General features: G+C 29.6%; 15 protein-coding genes. 5 read left to right on the forward strand and 10 right to left on the reverse strand.

The annotated features are described in order from the left end of the window. Positions 1–10: 10 nt before the first annotated feature. The 3 genes from AANAER_RS02525 to AANAER_RS02535 all read right to left on the reverse strand — a co-directional run bounded on the left by AANAER_RS02525 (position 11) and on the right by AANAER_RS02535 (position 3,906). On the reverse strand, positions 11–2,146 hold the full coding sequence (locus AANAER_RS02525; protein WP_129082886.1) for a TonB-dependent siderophore receptor: 2,136 nt from the start codon (positions 2,144–2,146) through the stop codon (positions 11–13). 105 nt (positions 2,147–2,251) lie between these two features. Further along, on the reverse strand, positions 2,252–3,232 hold the full coding sequence (locus AANAER_RS02530) for a helix-turn-helix domain-containing protein (RefSeq protein WP_129082887.1): 981 nt from the start codon (positions 3,230–3,232) through the stop codon (positions 2,252–2,254). A 50-nt stretch (positions 3,233–3,282) separates the two neighbouring features. After that, the gene (locus tag AANAER_RS02535) at positions 3,283–3,906 is read right to left on the reverse strand and encodes a hypothetical protein (RefSeq protein WP_129082888.1); all 624 of its coding nucleotides are present in this window, start codon (positions 3,904–3,906) and stop codon (positions 3,283–3,285) included. Between the two features lie 171 nt (positions 3,907–4,077). Here AANAER_RS02535 and AANAER_RS02540 point away from each other — a divergent pair, with 171 nt between their 5' ends. The 3 genes from AANAER_RS02540 to AANAER_RS02550 all read left to right on the forward strand — a co-directional run bounded on the left by AANAER_RS02540 (position 4,078) and on the right by AANAER_RS02550 (position 8,679). Beyond that, on the forward strand, positions 4,078–6,201 hold the full coding sequence (locus AANAER_RS02540) for a TonB-dependent siderophore receptor (protein ID WP_129082889.1): 2,124 nt from the start codon (positions 4,078–4,080) through the stop codon (positions 6,199–6,201). Positions 6,202–6,283: 82 nt separating this feature from the next. Continuing rightward, positions 6,284–6,970, forward strand: coding sequence for a response regulator transcription factor (locus AANAER_RS02545; RefSeq protein WP_129082890.1), 687 nt, complete (start codon positions 6,284–6,286; stop codon positions 6,968–6,970). After that, positions 6,967–8,679, forward strand: coding sequence for a sensor histidine kinase (locus AANAER_RS02550; protein ID WP_129082891.1), 1,713 nt, complete (start codon positions 6,967–6,969; stop codon positions 8,677–8,679). The genes AANAER_RS02545 and AANAER_RS02550 overlap by 4 nt, the downstream gene beginning before the upstream one ends. Here the strand turns inward: AANAER_RS02550 and AANAER_RS02555 are convergent. Continuing rightward, positions 8,676–9,509: a YitT family protein gene (locus AANAER_RS02555; protein ID WP_129082892.1), complete on the reverse strand. Its 834-nt coding sequence runs from the start codon at positions 9,507–9,509 to the stop codon at positions 8,676–8,678. The two genes, AANAER_RS02550 and AANAER_RS02555, sit on opposite strands and share 4 nt — an antisense overlap. A 121-nt stretch (positions 9,510–9,630) precedes the next feature. Here AANAER_RS02555 and AANAER_RS02560 point away from each other — a divergent pair, with 121 nt between their 5' ends. Further along, positions 9,631–10,470, forward strand: a complete 840-nt coding sequence (locus AANAER_RS02560) for an AraC family transcriptional regulator (protein WP_129082893.1) — start codon at positions 9,631–9,633, stop codon at positions 10,468–10,470. Between the two features lie 111 nt (positions 10,471–10,581). Then, positions 10,582–13,662, forward strand: a complete 3,081-nt coding sequence (locus AANAER_RS02565; RefSeq protein ID WP_129082894.1) for an efflux RND transporter permease subunit — start codon at positions 10,582–10,584, stop codon at positions 13,660–13,662. Between the two features lie 106 nt (positions 13,663–13,768). On the opposite strand, the gene AANAER_RS02570 is transcribed toward AANAER_RS02565, so the two are convergent. The 6 genes from AANAER_RS02570 to AANAER_RS02595 form a co-directional block, all read right to left on the reverse strand. Continuing rightward, entirely contained in the window at positions 13,769–16,111 is a 2,343-nt protein-coding gene (locus AANAER_RS02570; RefSeq protein ID WP_129082895.1) for a TonB-dependent siderophore receptor, read from the reverse strand. 129 nt (positions 16,112–16,240) lie between these two features. Beyond that, entirely contained in the window at positions 16,241–17,221 is a 981-nt protein-coding gene (locus AANAER_RS02575; protein ID WP_129082896.1) for a FecR family protein, read from the reverse strand. Next, entirely contained in the window at positions 17,214–17,699 is a 486-nt protein-coding gene (locus AANAER_RS02580; RefSeq protein ID WP_129082897.1) for an RNA polymerase sigma factor, read from the reverse strand. Before AANAER_RS02580 ends, AANAER_RS02575 begins: the two co-directional genes overlap by 8 nt. Positions 17,700–17,708: 9 nt before the next feature. Beyond that, a complete protein-coding gene (locus tag AANAER_RS02585) occupies positions 17,709–18,209 on the reverse strand; it encodes a hypothetical protein (protein ID WP_129082898.1) in 501 nt (166 codons plus the stop codon). Positions 18,210–18,227: 18 nt separating this feature from the next. Continuing rightward, positions 18,228–19,808 (reverse strand): PepSY-associated TM helix domain-containing protein, encoded by a 1,581-nt coding sequence (locus AANAER_RS02590; protein ID WP_129082899.1) that lies wholly within the window; start codon positions 19,806–19,808, stop codon positions 18,228–18,230. A 2-nt stretch (positions 19,809–19,810) separates the two neighbouring features. After that, a complete protein-coding gene (locus AANAER_RS02595) occupies positions 19,811–20,125 on the reverse strand; it encodes a hypothetical protein (protein ID WP_129082900.1) in 315 nt (104 codons plus the stop codon). Between the last annotated feature and the right edge of the window lie 82 nt (positions 20,126–20,207).

The following is a 20,207-nucleotide window of genomic DNA, read 5'->3' on the forward strand; positions in this document are numbered from 1 at the left end:
TTTTTACTTCTTAGAATTTATAGTTTAAAGATACGGTATAGTTTCTTTCATCACCATACCCACCTTGTCCGGGATAATATCTATACTCTTCATCAAATAGATTATTAATATTTAAAAGAACATCGATGTTTTTATCAATTTCATATCTTGCCATAGCATCAACTATAGTATAAGCTTCTTGTTGCAGTTTTTTATTAAGACCGTAACGAGTATATGTTGTATTAATTTCACTTTGCCAATTAACTCCTGCACCTATAGTTAATTTATTATATTTATAGCTAGTAAACAATTTAAATATATGTTTAGGTATCTCTCCTGAGGATAAGCGATCTCCTTTTTCATCTTCTGCATCAGTATATGTATATCCTCCGGAGATATTCCAATTTGGTAAAAGCTCACCGCTAATAGTTAAGTCCCAACCTTTTATTTCAGCACCGTCAACACTTTTATAAGCTTGATTACCGTCTGGAGTTAAATTTGTTCCGTCTACAACAGCTTTATTATCTTGTTTTGTTATGAAATATGCAATACCGGCATTTAATAAACCATCATAAAATTCTGATTTTAAACCAAACTCTACTGTATTTCCTTCTTCAGGATCAAGGAAGTTACCGCTTGTATCTTTATTTGTGGAAGTTGGATTAAAAATAGATGTATAACTTGCATAAGTAGAGAAGTTTTCATTTATATCGTAAATCAGTCCTAAATAAGGAATAACTTTCCCATTCTCTTTTTGTTTTTGTTCTGTGGGTTTTCCTTTGTTATTTATTCTTTCAAATTTAGTTATTCTACTTCCTAAAATAAGATGTAAAGGATCAGATAACTCTAAATTTAAAGCAATAAAAGCTCCAATCTCTTTTGTATCCACTTTTGTTCTTCCGTTTGAAGTGAAAGTCGGTTTAGGAATATTCCCGTCATACCCTTTTATTGCAGCAGTAAGATTTAAAGCTGAATTATAAGAAGGATCATCTGAATTAACACTATATCCATTTGCTCCAAAAGATAATTGATGTTCTTGTTTAAATGCTTTAAATTTGCCTTGGGCATATAGATCTATTGCGTGAACTTCAGGAGTATTTTTAGCTTTTAATGCCATCCCTTCTATATTTCCAGTATTAGTATTTAATATTGTTCTTGAAAGTCCTACCAGTCTATCTACTTTTGCTTTTGTATATGAGTAATTAGCAATTGCTTTCCAGTCATTATTGAAATAATGTTCTAAGCCTAAAATAAGATTTGTTTTTTCAGTATTACTGTACGTCCAATCAGCTGCCGGGTTTTTATCTCTTCCGAAAATTGTTTGTTTATTCCCATTTGTATCTATTGTAGCAACATGATGAACAGCCACATTATCTGCATCTACTTTTTGATAAGAGAAGGCAGTAGTTAAAAGTGTATTATCAGATAAATCGAAATCTAAAGCACCGTAAATTAAACTATTATCTTGATGATATCTATCTTGTTGATTATCCCCTTCACCGTAAGAAGATATAAATCTTCCTCTTATTGTATTATCTTCATTTAAACCACCTGAGATATCAATTTGACCTTTATAATTATCCCAGCTTCCGTAAGATAATTTTGCATTTCCCCTAAATTCAGAAGTAGGTTTCTTTCTTATATAGTTGATACTTGCACTAGGGTTTCCGCTGCCGTTAGTAAGTCCTGTTGAACCTCTTGTAATTTCAATTCGTTCATATATTGCAGAACTTTCTAATCCCATAAGTTGTTGTGTACCAAAAGATGCTACTGATGTAGGTGCACCGTCTCTTTGTACATTTGTAATTTCCATACCTCTTGCGAAGTATGTTGTATGTCCCGCGGTTTCTTGTCCTAATTGTCTCATTGAAATACCCGGAGTTTGAATCAAAACATCGTTTACATCTTGAAGGTTTTGATCTTCAATTTGTTTTTCAGTTATTACTGTTATAGATTGTGGTGTTTCTTTTAAAGATAAATCAAGTTTTGTAGCAGAACTTGTTTTTTTCACGGTATATGAAGTTTTGTCTGAATTTTCATTTCCGATAATTGTTACGCTATCAAGTTCTTTTGGACTTTTTTCTTCTTGTGCCATTAAAGATATGTTTGTTGATAAGGCGATTGAGAGTGCGATTGAGAGTTTGTTCTTTTTAAACTCTATATTCATTATTTGCTCCTAGTATGAATTAATGGAGCGAATAATATCATTATTGATACTTATTATCAATATTTCAAAGTCAATATAGGGAAAATTTTATATAAAAAAAGGAAATTAGCTATTTAGCTGTTTTTTGTAGTGGCTTGGAGTTATTCCAAAACGGTTTGAAAAAATCTTACTGAAATGTCCTGTATGTTTATATCCAACTTTTAAAGCAGCCTCTTTTACGCTGAAATCTTTTTTTAGAAGCTGCATTGCTGCTTTTAATCTCTGCTTTTGGAGCATCTCATGTATAGTTATTCCATAATATGCTTTGAAATCTTTTTTTAAATAACATTCATTTATAGCTGATTTATAAGCTATCTCTTTTATTGAAAGATTGTTTTGATACTCTTCTAAGATTAGCTGTTTTGCTCTTTTTAAAGATGCAATACGGTTTTTATCGTTAAAAACTAATTCTTTATTGTTTAAAATCCTTGCTGCTCTTTGAATAGTATAATGGATCAAATCATTCGTTTTGGATTCCAAAAAAATATTTTTTAACAAATCTTCATATGAAGTTTCATCTTTAAAATAGTTTAGTATTTCAAACTGCTGACCATCAATTTGTTTATTATAAAACAACTCATAACTTTTTTCTTTTGCTTTATTCATATATTCATCTATATTTTCTATTGAATGAGCAAGTTTTGAAAAAAGTTCTTCTTTCATTCCTATTGATAAGATGAAGTATTCTTTATCTTTTTTATGATATGTCTTTGCATAAAATTCATTTGATGAGAGACCAATAAGAAAATTGTTTTTTTTCATAAGAAATTTTTGATTATCTTTAAAAGTAAAAGGAAACTCTTCTCCTAGATTAAAAATAAATACAGCTCCTGAAACATTGCTTGATTCTTTCATTATAAAATCTTTTTTAGGAGTAAATTTCCTAGCAAAAAGAGCTATACCATTCCCCATATCATACCAAATAGAGAAACCTTTACCTATATTTTCTTTAATTGAAGTTATAAATATTTCTCTTGAAAAAGGGTTTTGTATCTTTTTTTTTATATTAAATAAATTTTCATAATTAATTTCTTGAATCTCATTCATAGAGGGATTTTACAAAGATTTTTATAAAAATACAAAAACGGTATAAAAAATTAGAGGTTGAAAAATTTTTCTAAACTGTTAAATAAAAAAGTTTTATCATTATTAAATCTGATAAAACTCTCTTGAATATGTGTTTTATAATTGTTTTTATTTATTCCTCGGAATTTTTTAAGCCGTTCATTTAAAAAAATATCAAAACTGTTTGAATCTTTTAAAAAGTTTGCAATAAAATATTTTTTTTCGTAGGTATTGTATAAAAGTTTTGCACTGCTTGCTCTTTTATGCTTTAATAAAGAAAATTTTAATTCATTGCTTATATATGGATAAATATTAGTTAAGTTTTTGTTCTCTTTTTCAAGTAAGAATATCCTGTTGTTATACTCTATATAATAAATTATTTTTTTGTTAAACTTTAAATAGTTTAGATTAATTGATTTTTTTTGTAAAAAAGAGTCTTTTTGAAGCAGGATACTATCTGTTATATTTTGTCGGGCAATTAAATAAGTACGTATTATTTTATAATAGTTATTTATAGTTTGTCTGCTTAAATCCACCCTTTCTGCCGTTTGGCTAGCCGTTAAATCCTCTGTAAAACACAAAAGAATATTTTTTAACTTTTGGGTATTGATTTTTGCATTTTTTATATGACTGTTTAAAAACTCTAATTTTGACATTTCTTATTTTATTAAAAAAAAATGTGTAAAAAATGTCCTCATTATAACTTTTAGAAAAATTATTTTTTTGCTTGTCATGAAGAGTTTTTTACTAAAGTTTTTATAAGTAACTTTCCGAAATAATTCCAATCAATTATGATAATTACTATCATTAAAATGGGAGAATATACAATGCAAAAAAGAAAATTATTAACTCTATCTATATGCACGGCTTTTGTTTTACAAATGCAGCTTATAGGTGATGAGCTTACTGAAGATTCAAGAAAAAAAGAGTCTTTGGGAAATGTTGAAATCGTTTCATCAAATGCCAGTGAAGATACAGATTCTTATACGATAGATTCTATGAATACATCTACAAAATTGGATTTATCTATAAGAAATACTCCTCAAGCAGTAAGTGTACTTACTACACAAAAGCTTAAAGATATGGGAGTTACCTCTTTTCAAGATATGTTAGAAAATGTAACGGGAGTTACTTTGAATAGATGGGATGAAAGGTTATATCCTACGGCAAGAGGTTTTAAAATAGATTATTATAAATTTGACGGAATGCCGACTTATTCTACAATTGCTCAAAATGATTTTGACTTGGCAATGTATGATAGAATCGAAGTTGTAAAAGGTGCAAACGGATTGACGACAGGAGCAGGTAATCCATCAATGAGTATTAATTTAGTAAGAAAAAGAGCCAATAGTAAAAAGTTTAAAGGAAATATTAGTTTATCGGGAGGATCATGGGATGCTTACAGTGCATCAACTGATATTTCAATGCCTTTAAATGAGAAAGGAAGTGTAAGAGCAAGAATTATTGCCAAACATGAAGATAAAAAATCTTTTATGGACGGATACTCAAAGAAAAACGATCTTGTATACGGTGTTGTAGATATGGATTTGACTGATAATACATATTTATCTTTAGGTGCAAGTTATCAAAAACTTGAGAGAGAAGGTATTAGATGGGGAGGTTTGCCTGCTTTTTACAGTAATGGGAGTAAAACTAATTTTGACAGATCTGATACTGTTTCTGAAGATTGGACTTACTGGAATACAAAAACAAAAGATATTTACGGAGATTTTAAACAATATCTATACAAAAATATTTCATTTAATGTAGCCTTTTCTCAAAGAAAAATATATACAGATACGGCACTTCTATATTTTGGCGGAAGAGTTGATAAAGATACGGATTTGGGAGTTGAGTATACTTCATTGGCATATTCAAATGATGAATATGATAAAGAGAAGAATATTGATACCTATATTTCGGCACCTTTTACTTTAAAAAATCTGGATCAAGAGATAATTCTTGGATTTATGTATAATAAACAAGAGTTAATATATAACGATTGGGGATATCCAAATCTAGGCGGTGCAATAATTGATTTTAATCATATAAATATAGCAAAACCGAGACTGGATTATTCATCTCCTACATCACCTAATAAAACAACTCAAAAAGGAACATATTTAGTAGGAAAATTTTCTTTATTAGAAACATTAAAACTTATTGCAGGTGCAAGAATAACTGATTGGCAGTATAGAAGTGATGATGGAAACGGCAATAGAGAATTTAACGATGAGGTAACTCCTTATGTAGGTTTAGTATATGATTTAGATGATCAACACTCTGTTTATGCAAGTTATACAAGTATTTTTAAACCTCAGGATGAACAAAAAGTAAACGGTGATTATTTAGACCCTATTGAAGGTAAAAGTTACGAAGTAGGAATCAAAGGAGAGTATTTTGATGGAAAGATGAATGCTTCTTTATCAATATTTAGAATAGAACAAGACAATGTAGCACAAAAAGACGGAAATAATAAAGTCTCTACAGATCCTCTAAAAGATGCGTATGTTTCAGCTGAAGGAGTTACCAGCAAAGGGTTTGAAATAGAAATTGACGGTAAAGTAGATGATAATTGGGATATTAGTTTCGGTATTGCAAATTTTAAAGCAAAAGATGCAAACGGTGATAAATATGCTACTTTCTCATCAAGAACAACTGCAAATTTATTTACTAAATATACGATAAATGATTTAAGTTTCGGTGGAGGTTTAAACTATAAAAGTAAACAATATAATAAAACAGAATACGGAACAATTACACAAAATGCATATGTAATAGCAAATGCAATGGCAAGTTATAATATAAATAAAAATACAAATATTCAATTAAATGTAAATAATATTTTTGATAAAAAATACTATTCAGGAATAGGAGAAGGAGGAGGAACAAACAGTATGGTTTATGGAACACCCAGAAGTGCCATGCTAACAGTTAAATACACCTTCTAAAAAATAGAGTAAAATTTTTATTTTACTCTATAATTATGATAACTACTATTAAAATTAATAAAACTTTTAATATAATACTTTTATGCCAAAAGACGAGTATAAAAATTTAAAAATTCTATATGTAGAAGATGAAGACCTTATTAGAAGTAATGCCATTACATATTTAAACAGGCTTTTTTATAATGTGTATGAAGCAAAAGATGCAATTGAAGCGATAAATCTTGTAGAAGAGAAGTCTCCTCATATTATAATCACGGATATTAAGATGCCGAAAATGAACGGTCTTGATATGATAAGAAAAATTAGAGAGTATAATGAAAAAATACAGATTATCGTATTAAGTGCTTTTACGGATACAAAATATCTTTTAGATGCCATAGATTTAGGTTTGGCAAAATATTTAACTAAACCTATAAGGCATGAGACTATTTATCCCTTGCTTGTGGAGTGCTCTAAAAAAATATGTGAAGATAAAGATAGTAGAAAATATCTTGCTGAAAATTGTTATTATGATACTATACACTTGGTTTTAAAAGAGGATGAAAAGATTATAAATCTTACAAAAAACGAACAAGAGTTTATTAATCTTTTATGCAAAAAATCTCCGAATCCTGTTACTTATGAAGAGTTACAATCTTATATTTGGTATGATGATTATATGAGTGAAAATGCAATAAGATTACTTGTTCGCGATTTAAGAAAAAAGCTTCCTAAAAACTCAATAAAGAATATTTCAAGAGTAGGGTATAAAATAGATCTAATCTCATGAAAATTCTTTTTACTTTTTTTATACTATTTTGTTCTCTTTCTGCAAAAAATTATTTTCCCGAAGTTATTAATGGTTTATATATCTCGGAAGATTTACAAACTTTTAAAAAGTTGGAATATAAAAAGTATTTGCATAAAAAAGTAAAGCAGTTTTCTATAAGAGTAGATCTAAAAAAAGAGTTGAAAGAGACCTATTATTTTACCGTTGTTTCCGATGTAGATAATCTTATTTTTACAAATGCAGAATATATAAAACAAAATAGAATTTTGATAATAAAAGTGGACAGCAGCACTCCCAAAAGTCTATTTTTCAATTATAAATATGAAAAAGCAAAAATCGGAGAGTTTCGATTTAGTATAATAAACGAATTTGAACATGATTATCTGCTTCACTATGAAGGAATACTCTACGGTATTGCTTACGGAATAATTTTTTGTGCTTTTCTTTATTATCTTATTATCTATTTTTCTTCTAGGAAGAAGTTTTTTCTTTATTATTCTATTATGCAGTTTTTTGTACTTTTATCTTTAATAGGGTTTGTTTATTTTAGTTTTAAGTCTTATCCAAACCAAGATTTTGCCTGGGCTCAAGCTATTGAAGATATTTTTGAAACTTCGGGATTTTTATTTACTCTTCTTTTTGCAAAAGAGGTTCTTCAAGCAAAAAAAATTATGCCTAAAATGAATTTGGTAATAAACTTTTTTATACTATTAAATATTTTAGACATTTTGGCAATTTTGATTTTTAAATACTCTATTCTTTATGAATATATGCCTTTTTTTATTGGATTTTTAATTCCTTTTTTAGCCGGATTAATAGCTGTTTACAAAGGTAATAAATATGCAATTATTTATACATTGGGCTGGTTTTTGGTCTGTTTATTCGTATATTTAGCTCAGAACCATTTTTTTGCAATAAGCGGAATTTATGTTATTCATATGATAGCTCCTTTGGAATCTTTAATTTTTAGTTTTGCTCTTGGACTTATGTTGAAAAATCTAGTAGATAAGCAAAATGAAAAAGAGAAACTTTTGATACATAAAAGTAAACTTGTTTCTATGGGAGAGATGATAAATAATATAGCTCACCAATGGAGACAACCTCTTACTCATTTGAGTTTTATAAATATGAACTGCCAATTATCTTTGGAAGATGAAAAAATAGATAAAGAGTATTTGTCAAAAAAACTTAACGAAGCAAACGAACAGATAGATTTTATGTCAAATACGATAAACAGTTTTAGAGATTTTTATAAGCCTGCAAAAGAGAAAGAGTTTTTTTGGATATCTCAAGCCGTGCAAAAAGCTGTTGACATTATGAAACCTTTATTGGGAATTTACTCAATTAATCTGGAATTTCAAGTTATAAAAGATAAGCAGATTAAATCCTATGAAAATGAGTATTCTCAAGTTGTATTAAACCTCATTTCCAATGCAAAAGATCAATTAAAAGAAAAAGAGATAAAGGATACAAAAATATGGATAACCGTTGATGTAAAAAACGGTAAAACCATGACAACAGTGTGTGATAATGCAGGCGGGATAAAAAGTAAACATATAAATAAAATTTTTGAACCCTATTTTTCAACAAAAGAGAATGGAAGCGGAATAGGGCTTTATATGTCGAAAACTATTATAAATTCCCATTTTAAAGGGGAACTTATTATAGAGAACAAGCAAAAAGGAGCTTGTTTTACTATTATTGTTTAGTAATCTCTTCCATATAATTCAGAAGCTTCTTGAATAACCAAAAAAGCATCTTCGTCATTCTCTTTGATAATCTTTTTTAAAAGTTGAAGTTTAGAAAAATCCACAATAACCAAAAGCAGGGTTTTATCCGTTTGCTGATTTAATCCTACTCCTTTTAAAATTGTTCCGTGTCTGCCTAAATGTTTTGAGATCTCTTCTGCAAGAGGAGCTATATTTTTAGATACGATTGTTACTGATTTTTGAGAAGGTTTTCCTGATAGAAGTTGATCTATTATTTTTGTTGTTATATAAACACCCATTATACTAAATAGAGCTTTTTCAACATCACCGTATACGAAAATCGAGCTAAACATAATCATACCGTCAATCATCAAAAGAATTTGAGAAGTTTTAAATCTTGTTTTTGCCGAAATTATTTCTGCAACTATTGATGTTCCTCCCGTAGAAGATTTTCCAAGCATCGTAAGTCCTACGCCAAGACCGACTAAAAGTCCGCCGAATACGGCAGCAAGTGTTGTTTCATTTGTTGCAGCAGGCACTTTTATAACCTCTTTTAAAAAATCCGTGAAAAATGAGATTAGAGCAATTGAAATAAGAGTTTTGACAACAAAGCCTTTTCCAAAAAATTTCATTCCTATTAAAATCAAAGGGATACTAATTATTGCAATCCAGATACCCAAGGTAATTGAAGGAAAAAGCGCATAACAAAGTTGTGCCAAACCTATACCTCCACCTGTGATAAGGCTGTTTGGATTTAAAAAGCATACGGTAGCAAAAGCTAAAAAAATCGAGCCAAAAAGCATAAAAGTAAAATTTTTTATTTCATTCATCTTTTTCCTTTGAAAATTTGATGAAATTATAGGGAATAAAACTTTTTTATTCTTTACTAATAGTGTTAATAAAATTAACTATTATTGCTTAAAATAATTTTTTATAAGATATAATATCTTTATGAGAAAAGATACGGTAATAAGACATAAAAAAATTGCAAACGATATAATGCACTATATTTACAAACATATTGATACGGATATAAATCTTGATGAATTAAGTATAAATATGGATATAAGCAAATTTCATATGCACAGGATATTTAAAGAAGAGTTTGAACAAAATATTTATGAAGCAATAAAATCAATTCGACTAACAAAAGCTTCAACGCTTCTTTTAACAAATAAGAATTCAACTATAACTTCAGTGGCTAAAATGTGCGGTTATAGTTCCCACGGCGCTTTTATACGTCTCTTTAAAAGCAGATTTAACATGACTCCAAAAGAGTGGAAAAAAGGAGGGTATAAAACTCTTGTAAAGTTTGAAAAAAGTTTTGAGTATGAGAGTGTAAATCCCGAGATTATAAAAAACAGTTCAAAAGAGGTTTTATATATCAGGCATAAAGGTTATGATAAAAGTATAAAAAATATTTGGGAGAAGTTAATTATCTGGCTGTATCAAAATGATATACAAGATTATACTCTTATAGGATACTATCATGATATTCCTGCTATAACTTCTTTAAAAGAGTGTAAATACACAGCAGGAGTTATTGTAAATGAAAAGGTAATAAATACAACTTTTCCTACTCTTACAATGCCTAAACTTGTTTATGCCAAATTTAAATTCAAGGGCTTGCATAAAGAGTTTTTGGATTTTATTAACTGGATATATTTTTACTGGCTTGTAAAAAGCGGTTATGAAACAACACCTGAACCATCTTTTTGTATATATAAAAACAGCTCTTTTTTAAAAAATGATATTTTCGAGGCAGATTATTATGTTTCTGTTTATGTTTAACTCTTCTGCTTGTCTTGATAGAACTTCTATTAACGTCTAATTTATAGTTTATAATATATAATTTATATTGATATTCAATATTAATATAAAACTCTAAGGTTTGCACTATAAATGTATAAACTAATAAACTATTTTCTGAAAAATTCAAATCTAAACCACACGATTTTACTTTTTATTTTTATTCTGGGAGTTTTTAGTTTTATTAAAATACCTAAAGAGATTTTTCCTAATGTAGAACTTGAAGCAGTTAGAATATCGGGATATTATAGCGGTGCAAGTGCACAAAATCTAAATAATTTTGCCGTTGCTGAGATAGAAAATCAAATAGAGTCCGTATCGGGAATAGAAAAAGTATCAACTTATATCTCTTCGGGATATTTTAGTATAAAAGTAGAACTTCAAACAAAAGCAGATAAAAGTGAAGTTATAAATGATCTAAAAGATGCGGTAAGTATAGCAAAAAGATATCTTCCGAGTGATATGGACGAACCTACTGTTTCAAGCATAAACGCCCAATGGTCTTTGCTTAGTATTTCCCTTGGTTCAAGTAAAGTTCCAAGGCAAAAACTCCAAGATATTTCCGAAAAGTTAAAAGCCTCTTTAATGCAGATAAAACATATAAGTGAAATCACTATTTACGGAGATGCCGATTTACAAGTAAGTATTATATTAAATCATAAAAAAATAGACAGCTATAACTTAAACAGTACAAGCGTAATAAGCGCAATAAGAGAACTCTCTTATATCTATCCTGTTGCAAATATTGAACAAGTAGGAAATCATATATATCTTAGTGCAAAAAACAATAAGTTTGAGAAAAAGTTTTGGGAAGATACTATCTTAGAAATAGATGATAAAAAAGTATATTTAAATGATATTGCGGATATAAAAATAGGTTTGCCTTCCCAAGAAACTATTGCAAGACTTAACGGGAAAAATACTATTACTCTGGCTTTGTATAAAGATAAAGTGGGAGACAGTATTAAACTTTCAAAAAAGGTTAAAAAATTAGTTGAAAAAGTACAGCAAAAACATAAAGATATAACTTTAACTATAACAAGAGATAACTCAATACCGATAAATGACAGAATAAAAACAATTATTTCAAATATCACTTTAGGACTTATTTTAGTAGGTTTTGCCATGTATATTTTAATAAGTGCCAGAATATCTTTGGTGATAATCTTCGGAATTCCTTTCTCTTTTATAATAGGGCTTATTTTTATCGAGCTTATGGGGTATAGCTTGAATATGATGTCAATGATGGCAATGCTTATTGCCCTTGGAATAGTTGTTGATGATGCTATAATTGTAAGTGAAAATATTCAAAGATATTTGGATGAAGGAGAAAAGAAACAAACCGCAGTTTTAAAAGGAACAAAACAGATGATAGTTCCTGTTATAATTGCAGGGATGACAACAGTTTTCGCCTTTTTGCCGATGCTTTTAATAAGTGGTGAAATGGGACTTTTAATGAAACTTGTTCCTATAGTAATCTCTTGTTTGATTCTTTCCTCTATTATTGAATCTTTTCTTTTTCTGCCTCTTCACTGCAAACATGTTTTAAAAGCAAAAGAGAAACAGCTTGATTGGAGCAGGGTTTATAAGATTTATGAAGATATTTTACATAAAATAATAAAATATAAAAAAACATTTTTGCTTCTGTTTTTTATAACTATTCCTTTAGTATCTTACTTTTTAATACAAAACAGCAGGTTTCAGTTTTTCCCTGACATGGATTCAAACAATATAATTTTATCAGTAAAACTGGATAAATCAATTCCTCTTCATAAAACGGATGAGGTAGCAAAAAAGTATGAAAAAATACTTTTTGAACACTCAAAAGATATTTATATAAAAAATGTAGATAGTTATATAGGTTGGTACAGAGATATTACAGGGTCTAGTGAAACAATTGAAAACGGATTTACTATTTTTGTAGTATTGCAGGATTTTAGAGATGAAAACTTTGTAGAGAGTTATATAAATCCCGTACTAAATTTAAGTTTTGACTTTGAAAGAAACAGTAAAACAAGACTTATAAGTACAAATGAAGCGATGAAAGAAATAAGAAAACTTTTATTGCCTTTGTTAAAAGATGATAATGTAGTAGAACATAATGTAATAACAAGAAGAATAGGTGTCGTAAATACGGATATTGAAATTCTTCTAAACTCCGATGATACGAGAAACTTAATTGATAATATAGAAAAAATAAAAGAAAAACTTGAAAAGATAAAAGGGGTAAAAGATATAAGCGATAATACCAAGTTAAGCGACAATGAGTATAAATATGCCCTTAATCAATATGGAAAAACTTTAGGTTTGACAGATACGAAAATAGCAACAGCAATCAGCAGTCTTTTTTTGGAAAAAGAGCAGGCAACTACTTTTGACAAAGACGGAATAGTAAAAGTGATGACAAAATCTTTTTATAAAGACAGTTTTAAAGAGCTTAAAAATTTTTATATACCTTTCGGTGACGGTAAAGTCGTACTTTTAGATGAGGTTGTTGATTTTAGTATTGAAAGAAACTTTGAAAGAATTGATAAAGAAGATGGAAGAATATATAAAAAAATCTTTGCAAATGTAGATAACTCTATAATAAATGCAGGCGAAGTTTTACAAAAACTTCAAAAAGATTTTGAAAAAGCAAAAGATGAAGGGGTCGATATATCTTTTGGCGGAGAAAAACAGAAGAGTGAAAAAATGGCTTTGGACTTAATAAAAGCTTTTTTAATAGCGATGTTTCTGATTTTTATAACTTTGCTTATAAACTTTCCATCTTTAAAAAGTTCTTTTATAATCTTATCGGTGATTCCTTTTACTATCTTAGGACCTATTGTAGGGCATATGATAATAGGAATAAATCTAAATTCCCAATCTTTGATAGGAATGCTAGGACTTGCGGGAGTTGTTATAAACGACGGTATAGTGATGCTAGATTTTCTACAGCATACAAAAACAAAAGAGGAGTTTTTTGAAAAAGCAAAACAAAGAGTAAGACCGATACTAATTACTTCAATAACCACAATGCTAGGATTGTTTACTTTAATATTTTTCCCAAGCGGAGAGTCTGTAATGCTTCAGCCAATAGCTGTATCTCTAGGTTTTGGAATTCTTTGGGGAACAGTTTTAAATCTTTTATATGTACCTGCATTTTATGCAACTATGTTTAAGATTAAAAAGTAAAATAAAACTTACGGCTGGATTCCAATACTTTGTAAAATTTGGGAGAATATACTTTCTTGAAATCCATGCGTAAATTTTATAAAGAGACAAAAGTCTCTTTATAAATCTAAAAGGTGTATTTCAGCGTTAATGTGGTGTTTCTAGGTTCACCGTATACATATTGAGCATCATAAACAATATTTGAATAATACTCTTTATCAAAAAGATTATTGATATTTAATTGAGCCGATAAATTTTTTGTAAAGTTATATCTTGCCATAGCATTAACAAGATAGAAACTCTCTTGTTGAAGTCTGTCCGAATCTCCTACTGGATTAGTTACATCATCATAAAGTTTGCTTTGCCACTTTACGCTTCCTCCAAAGGTTAAACTTCCTGTTTTGTATGTTGAAGATAATAAAAATTGTGTTCTAGGAATCGTTGTAGATACTTTTTCATCATCTGAATTTTTTGCTTCATAATGAGAAATCCCGAAACTCATATTCCAGTTTTCATTTATTGCACCAGAAAGATCAAATTCTACACCTTTACTTGTTACTCCCTCTTCAAGTGTATAGTAAGTCTCTCCGCTGCTATTTGTACCTGCTGATTGGGCAACATTATCCTGTTCAATTCTAAAGATTGCCAAAGAGGCATTTAATGCTCCGTCAAAATACTCTCCTTTTATTCCTGCTTCGTAACTTTTACCCTCTTTGGGATCTAAATAATTACCGCTTTTATCTTTGTAATCTTGGGCTTTAAATATATCCGTATAACTTGCATAAACAGAATGATTTTCATCTAAACTATAAACTACTCCGGCATAAGGAGTTACTTCATTATCGTATTTATAATCGTAATTTGAAAATTTGTTGTTATATTTATATGTAGTTAATCTACTTCCTGCAATCAGTTTTAAATCATCACTTAGTGAAAAACGACCTACTATATAAGCAGATTCTTGTTTTGTTGTTTTTTCGCCTGTTCTGCTTTTTTTATTCCAAGAAGGTTCTTTTACATCACTATCCCAAGAAAAAACACTGTTTGAACTGGTATCTATAGAAGATAAAGCACTTTTGCTAAAATTATCCTCATTTTTTTTATGATACATTACTCCTGCAATTATTTCATGGTTTTTATTTGCCAGTTCAAAAGGAATAGAGGTATAAATATCTAAAACATCAGTATCTGTTTGAGTAAAAGAGTTTGAAAGAAAATCACTTGTGGGATCAATCCCTGTTGTACTGTCAGGAAAATGGCTGTATCCCGTCATAAGTGCCATTTTTAAATGAGCATCATACTCCATATGCGTATAGTTGGCATTTATTTTTATATCATTATTAAAATAGTGTTCAAAACTTGCAAAAGCAGATTTAGTTTTGGTTTTTCCATATGTCCAATCAGGTGTAAAAGAGTCTTCGGGATGAAAACTTGTAGATGAACCGTCGCTAAAATATGCAGGTACTCCTCCCCAAGTTGTACCTTCAGGTCTATTTTCCTGATAACTTGCACCTAAAGAGAGTCTTGTATTATCGCTTATATCTGCATCAATAACACCGTAAAACACGCTTGTCTCTTTGCTATAATAATCTTTGTAAGACTCTTCATCTGCATAACTTGCTACTATTCTTGCTCTTACTGTTTTTGCTTCATTTAAAGGAGTCGTAATATCAATAGAGCCTTTGTATCTATCCCATGAACCTGCTTTTAAAGTTATATCTCCCGTTAGCTTTTTAGAATTGGCGTGTTTTCTTACAAGATTAATTGCAGCAGCTGGGTTCCCTGCTCCCGTCATAAGTCCATTTGCCCCTTTTACGATTTCGACTCTATCATAAATTGACAAATCTTGTTGTTGATATCCCGTATAACTAGTAGGCATTCCATCAATCTGATAATAATCAATCTCAAAACCTCTTGCCATGATATAAGTTCTGTCCGTATCGTATTTAGAAGGTTGTATCCCTGCTATATTACTTACTATATCATCTATTGATTCCCAGTTATTATCTTCTATTTTTTGATTTGTTATGACTACTACAGACTGTGGCGTATCTTTTATAGATAGATTTAATTTTGTTGCAGTATTCATAGAATCAATTGTATATGAATCCGTATCTTCTGTCGCATTTGCGGATATAATTTCAACTTTCCCTAAAGAATTACTGCTTTGGGGAATGCTTTTTTTCTTTATTATAATAGTTCCATCTATAATTGAGGCTTCCAATCCGCTGTTTTGTAAAATCTTATCCAAAGCATTTTTTAGCCCTTGAATATTCTCTATTTTTTGCGATTTTTTATCTTTCAGCAGTTTACTATCTACCATATAAGGTATATTTGCTTTTTTAGATATTGTTTTTATTGCCTCTTTTAAACTCATCTCTTCAAGTGTAAAGCTTTCGTTCGCATGAAGATTCGTATAAAGCAGTATTGCCAGTGAGGGTGCTATTAAAGATTTCTTTAATAGATTCATATTTGTCTCCTTTTCAAATTCTTTTATAGTATTGATTTTGAGAATTGTTCTCTATATATTAAGACGAAAAAGTTTTGGAAATAGGACAAAAATTTTGGATAAATTTCAAAAGATTTTAAAATTTAGATTTTAATTTATTCTATTGATATAAATAGTGTTGTTTTTCTTTTCAATTTTCACAGGATAAATAGCACTTAAGGCTTTAAAAAATTTTTCAATCTGTTTTGTTGAAAAGTGTCCCGTAACAGGCAGTTTTGCTATTTTATTGTTGTTTAACTTAATTTTTTTGTTTGTATATTTGGAAAATTCTTTAAGCGCCTCTTCTATATTCGTATTATCGAAAATCAGTTGATTGTTTTCCCAAAGGGCAATATCTTTTACAGAAGTTGTTGAAAGATTCAGAACTTTGCCGAATTTATTTAAAACTATTTTTTCTCCTTTTGTAAGCAGCTTAAGAGTTTGCAGTTTTTGGGTATAAGGATTTATTTTTGATACTTTTACTACTCCTTCTTTTACTTTTACCGTTGTTATGTCAGCTAAATTTTTTACTTCAAAAGTTGTTCCTACAACTTGTATATGAGTATGGTTTGAAATAATATTAAAAGGTCTGTCTTTACTCTTTTTTACTCTAAACATTACTTGCCCGCCAATAAGATTTACCAATCTTTGTTTTTTATAAAACTCTACATGGATTTTTGTTTTTGCATCTATTGAGAGTTTAGAACCGTCAGGTAAAATGATTTTTTCAGGATTTATTTTTGTAATAAAGCTTTTTTCATAATTTGGTTGGAAGTAGTAATTAAATCCTTGAAAAAAACCTGCAAAAATCACTATTAAAAAGCTTGCAGCAACTGCATAAGTCTTTAATTTTTCAAAAATTTTTGTTTTTTTTGCCCCTTTTTGTACTTCGTCCATAAGGTTTTCAAGGTAGTCTTCGTTTAAGCACTGGCATAATGCTTCAATTTTATTTAGATCTTCATAGGCTTTTTTATTCTCTTTATCTTCATTTAACCATTTTTCAAAATCGATTTTCTGATTGGGGGTAAATCCTTCTTTATTACAGGCAAACCAATAAGCAGCTGCTTTGTCAATCTGTTTTTGTTTATTCATTTATATCCCAATCCTGCAATGATATTTGCTCTTTTATTTTTTGTGTAGCTCTTGTAATATGTTTTTGGGCTGCATTTGTACTTATTCCCATTTTTTGGGCAATTTGCTGTCTTGTAAAACCTTTGATAAAGTGTAAAACAAATGCCTGTTTACTTCTTGAAGGAAGTTTTTCTATAGCCTCTTTTATCAAATTTTCTTTTAAAATATTAAGTATTTGTTCTTCCGGTTGTTCTTCTTTTGGAATTGTATACTCTTCTTCTTCAAAAATAACTTTTTGGAATTTACTGTTTTTTCTTGAGTCGTCTATTACAATATTTTTTGCAATTTTATATAAAAAAGCTCTTTCGTTGTTTATTATTATTTTCGAATCAACTTCAAGAGCTTTTGTATATGTTTCTTGTACTATTTCTGCTGCATACTCTCTATTTCCGACCATTCTTTGTACGAAGTTTTGCAACTCTTTGTAGTAATGCAACATAAAGATATATCAGCCTTCTTGTTTTATCTGCTTTAAGATTTTATTTGTATTTTTTGAACTTATATAAAGTGTCAATATTATTAGAAGAAGTCCTAAAATAAAAAGAATTATAGTAGGATTGCTCCACTCATTTGTAAGATTACTTGCTTGAGACAGCTTTGTACTTGTTTTTGTAACTTCAGCTTTTATCTCTTTTTCAAAACCTTCTAAAGGCGCAATTCCTTCTTTTACAATAGTATGCCCAGGACCGCCGTCAAGAACTATTTGATAAGGTTCTTTGGGAATTTCTGCGGTTAATTCACTATCTTCGGGTAATCTTTGTTTAAACAGGATTTTTCCGCTTAAAAGAGATTCAAATCTAATTAAAGCTCCTGCTGCCGAATCACCTGTACTAAACTCTCCTACAACTGTAACCGTATTATCTTCATTATTTATTACATTCATCAAAAGGGTGTGTGCCTGTGCGATTGTTGCAGTTAATAAAAGTATTAAAACAGCTATTTTTTTCATAAGTTATCCTTTCTAAATTTAAAGTTTTTTTGTCCAAAATTCTTGAATCTTTTCTCTTTTTTGAGGAAGTTTTAATCCTGCATAAAAAAGAATAGAGCCGAAAATTATCAATCCTATGTCTACGCTTAAAATAGTCGTCATATTTTTATTCCAAAGTTCAACAGGAGAAAATCCGCTGTTGTAAAAATGAAAAATCGAACTAAGTATAAATAAGATTCCGCCTAGTTTTAAAAACTCTTTTGCCGCTTGATAAGAGTTGATTCTGTAAAATGCCCAAGTTAATGTTCCTATCCAAAAAAGAAAAAATATCCCTTTTTGCCAAAGAAATCGGTCCGGCATATCAAAAGGCAGAATCCACTGAAGAGTAAATAAAACTCCCGTTGCAGGTATAACTCCTACCATAACCGCCAAAGATAATTTGCCCATCCAGTGATAAACGGGAATATCTTTTGGGAATTTTCTTGCTCTTTTTTCAAGCCAGAGAAGAACTCCGAAACCTAATGCAAAAGCGGAAATACTCATAATAAGAGCAACAATAAGTCTGGTGAAAATATCAACTCCGAAAAGAAGATGTAAAAACATCATCGAATCGTAAAAAAGTCCCGACCAATGTTTATCCATAACTTTTTGTTGGGCAACTACACTTCCGTCTACACCCCTTAAAGTAACGCTTGGTTTATTTGAAATACCGTTTAAAAATGGCATATAAGGGTTGTATCCTTCAAGTTTTGCCGTTGCACTTGAATCTGTCCAGTTTGTTAGTTTGATTCTTTGATAATCTATATTAGGATTAACCTCTTTTGCTCTTTTTATAAGTTCATTCATTGTAAGCATAGGAACGGAATCATTCTTTTTTTCGATTTTTGCTTGTTTGGGAAAAAGAACAGGACCTGCTAACTGCCATACTTGGTTTGCTTCTCCTTTTGAAGCCAGATATGCCATAGGAGCTGAGCCTTGATAACCTATATTCATCATGGCTCCCGTTAGGGTAATGATTATAAAAGGCGGGAAAACCCAAGTAAAAATTTTTCTATGCCATTTTGAGAATTTACTAGAAGCATTTTTCCCTTTATCTTTATATTTGATAATTAAAACCTGTAATAAGCCTCCAATTACCAAAAACATTCCCGCAACTGCCATAAAACCGAAAACTAAATACCCAAAGGTTTTAAAAGGTCTTCCATAATGCATTGAATTTAAAAACCACGCTAATTGGGAAGCTTTATCCTCATTTTCTACCTCTTTTGCGGTATTGGGATTAAAGACTTTTGTTTTTGTAAATTGTGCAGAGATTCTAACGGCAGGATCTTCCATATATCCCGGAAGAGTTATGGTAACTCCGTTTATTTTAGGATATTCGGGATCTTTTAAAACAGGATCAATCATTGAAGAGTAATCAATTTTCGTAAGTTCGGGGATTGCATAATGTCTTGAAGGTTTTTCCCAAACTTGGATAAAAGGTAATAAAATTGCAAATATTCCGAAAAACACGGCTATATACATAAGCAGTGAAAAACTTATTCCTGTTGCCACATGGACTCTTTGTAACCTTTGTTTAAATATTTTACTTGCCTCTTTTTGTATATGTTTTGAACCCATTTTTACCCCAGATTATATAAAATAGCTATAAGTATTGCAAAAATAAAAGTAGGAACAAATACTCTTTTAAGAGCGCTTAGTTTGGTAGGAGACAAACTAATCCAAAGTGCTGCAAGTGCCCAAACCAAAGTATTAAGAAGTATGGGAACGATAATCGATTCCCCGGGCTTTCCCGGAATAATATAAATACATAAAGTCATACCTAAATATGCAACGCTTAGGCCACCTAAAACAGCGCACAGTGTTCTAAAAAGTCCAATTTTTTTACCGCTTTTTTCGGGTATTGACAACTCTTTGTAAAGAGAATAAAAACTCATTTAATATCCTATAATAACTTCTAATTTTGAGAATTATAATCATTTAAATGTAAAAGAGGTCTTAATAAAAGTTTAATCATGA

Source organism: Halarcobacter anaerophilus (genome assembly GCF_006459125.1).
GTDB lineage: Bacteria > Campylobacterota > Campylobacteria > Campylobacterales > Arcobacteraceae > Halarcobacter > Halarcobacter anaerophilus.

What these genes read in the sequence shown, in the direction of transcription:
- AANAER_RS02525 (WP_129082886.1), bottom strand. Translation starts at nt 2,146, where the DNA reads ATGAATATAGAGTTTAAAAAGAACAAACTCTCAATCGCACTCTCAATC.
- AANAER_RS02530 (WP_129082887.1), bottom strand. Translation starts at nt 3,232, where the DNA reads ATGAATGAGATTCAAGAAATTAATTATGAAAATTTATTTAATATAAAA.
- AANAER_RS02535 (WP_129082888.1), bottom strand. Translation starts at nt 3,906, where the DNA reads ATGTCAAAATTAGAGTTTTTAAACAGTCATATAAAAAATGCAAAAATC.
- AANAER_RS02540 (WP_129082889.1), top strand. Translation starts at nt 4,078, where the DNA reads ATGCAAAAAAGAAAATTATTAACTCTATCTATATGCACGGCTTTTGTT.
- AANAER_RS02545 (WP_129082890.1), top strand. Translation starts at nt 6,284, where the DNA reads ATGCCAAAAGACGAGTATAAAAATTTAAAAATTCTATATGTAGAAGAT.
- AANAER_RS02550 (WP_129082891.1), top strand. Translation starts at nt 6,967, where the DNA reads ATGAAAATTCTTTTTACTTTTTTTATACTATTTTGTTCTCTTTCTGCA.
- AANAER_RS02555 (WP_129082892.1), bottom strand. Translation starts at nt 9,509, where the DNA reads ATGAATGAAATAAAAAATTTTACTTTTATGCTTTTTGGCTCGATTTTT.
- AANAER_RS02560 (WP_129082893.1), top strand. Translation starts at nt 9,631, where the DNA reads ATGAGAAAAGATACGGTAATAAGACATAAAAAAATTGCAAACGATATA.
- AANAER_RS02565 (WP_129082894.1), top strand. Translation starts at nt 10,582, where the DNA reads ATGTATAAACTAATAAACTATTTTCTGAAAAATTCAAATCTAAACCAC.
- AANAER_RS02570 (WP_129082895.1), bottom strand. Translation starts at nt 16,111, where the DNA reads ATGAATCTATTAAAGAAATCTTTAATAGCACCCTCACTGGCAATACTG.
- AANAER_RS02575 (WP_129082896.1), bottom strand. Translation starts at nt 17,221, where the DNA reads ATGAATAAACAAAAACAGATTGACAAAGCAGCTGCTTATTGGTTTGCC.
- AANAER_RS02580 (WP_129082897.1), bottom strand. Translation starts at nt 17,699, where the DNA reads ATGTTGCATTACTACAAAGAGTTGCAAAACTTCGTACAAAGAATGGTC.
- AANAER_RS02585 (WP_129082898.1), bottom strand. Translation starts at nt 18,209, where the DNA reads ATGAAAAAAATAGCTGTTTTAATACTTTTATTAACTGCAACAATCGCA.
- AANAER_RS02590 (WP_129082899.1), bottom strand. Translation starts at nt 19,808, where the DNA reads ATGGGTTCAAAACATATACAAAAAGAGGCAAGTAAAATATTTAAACAA.
- AANAER_RS02595 (WP_129082900.1), bottom strand. Translation starts at nt 20,125, where the DNA reads ATGAGTTTTTATTCTCTTTACAAAGAGTTGTCAATACCCGAAAAAAGC.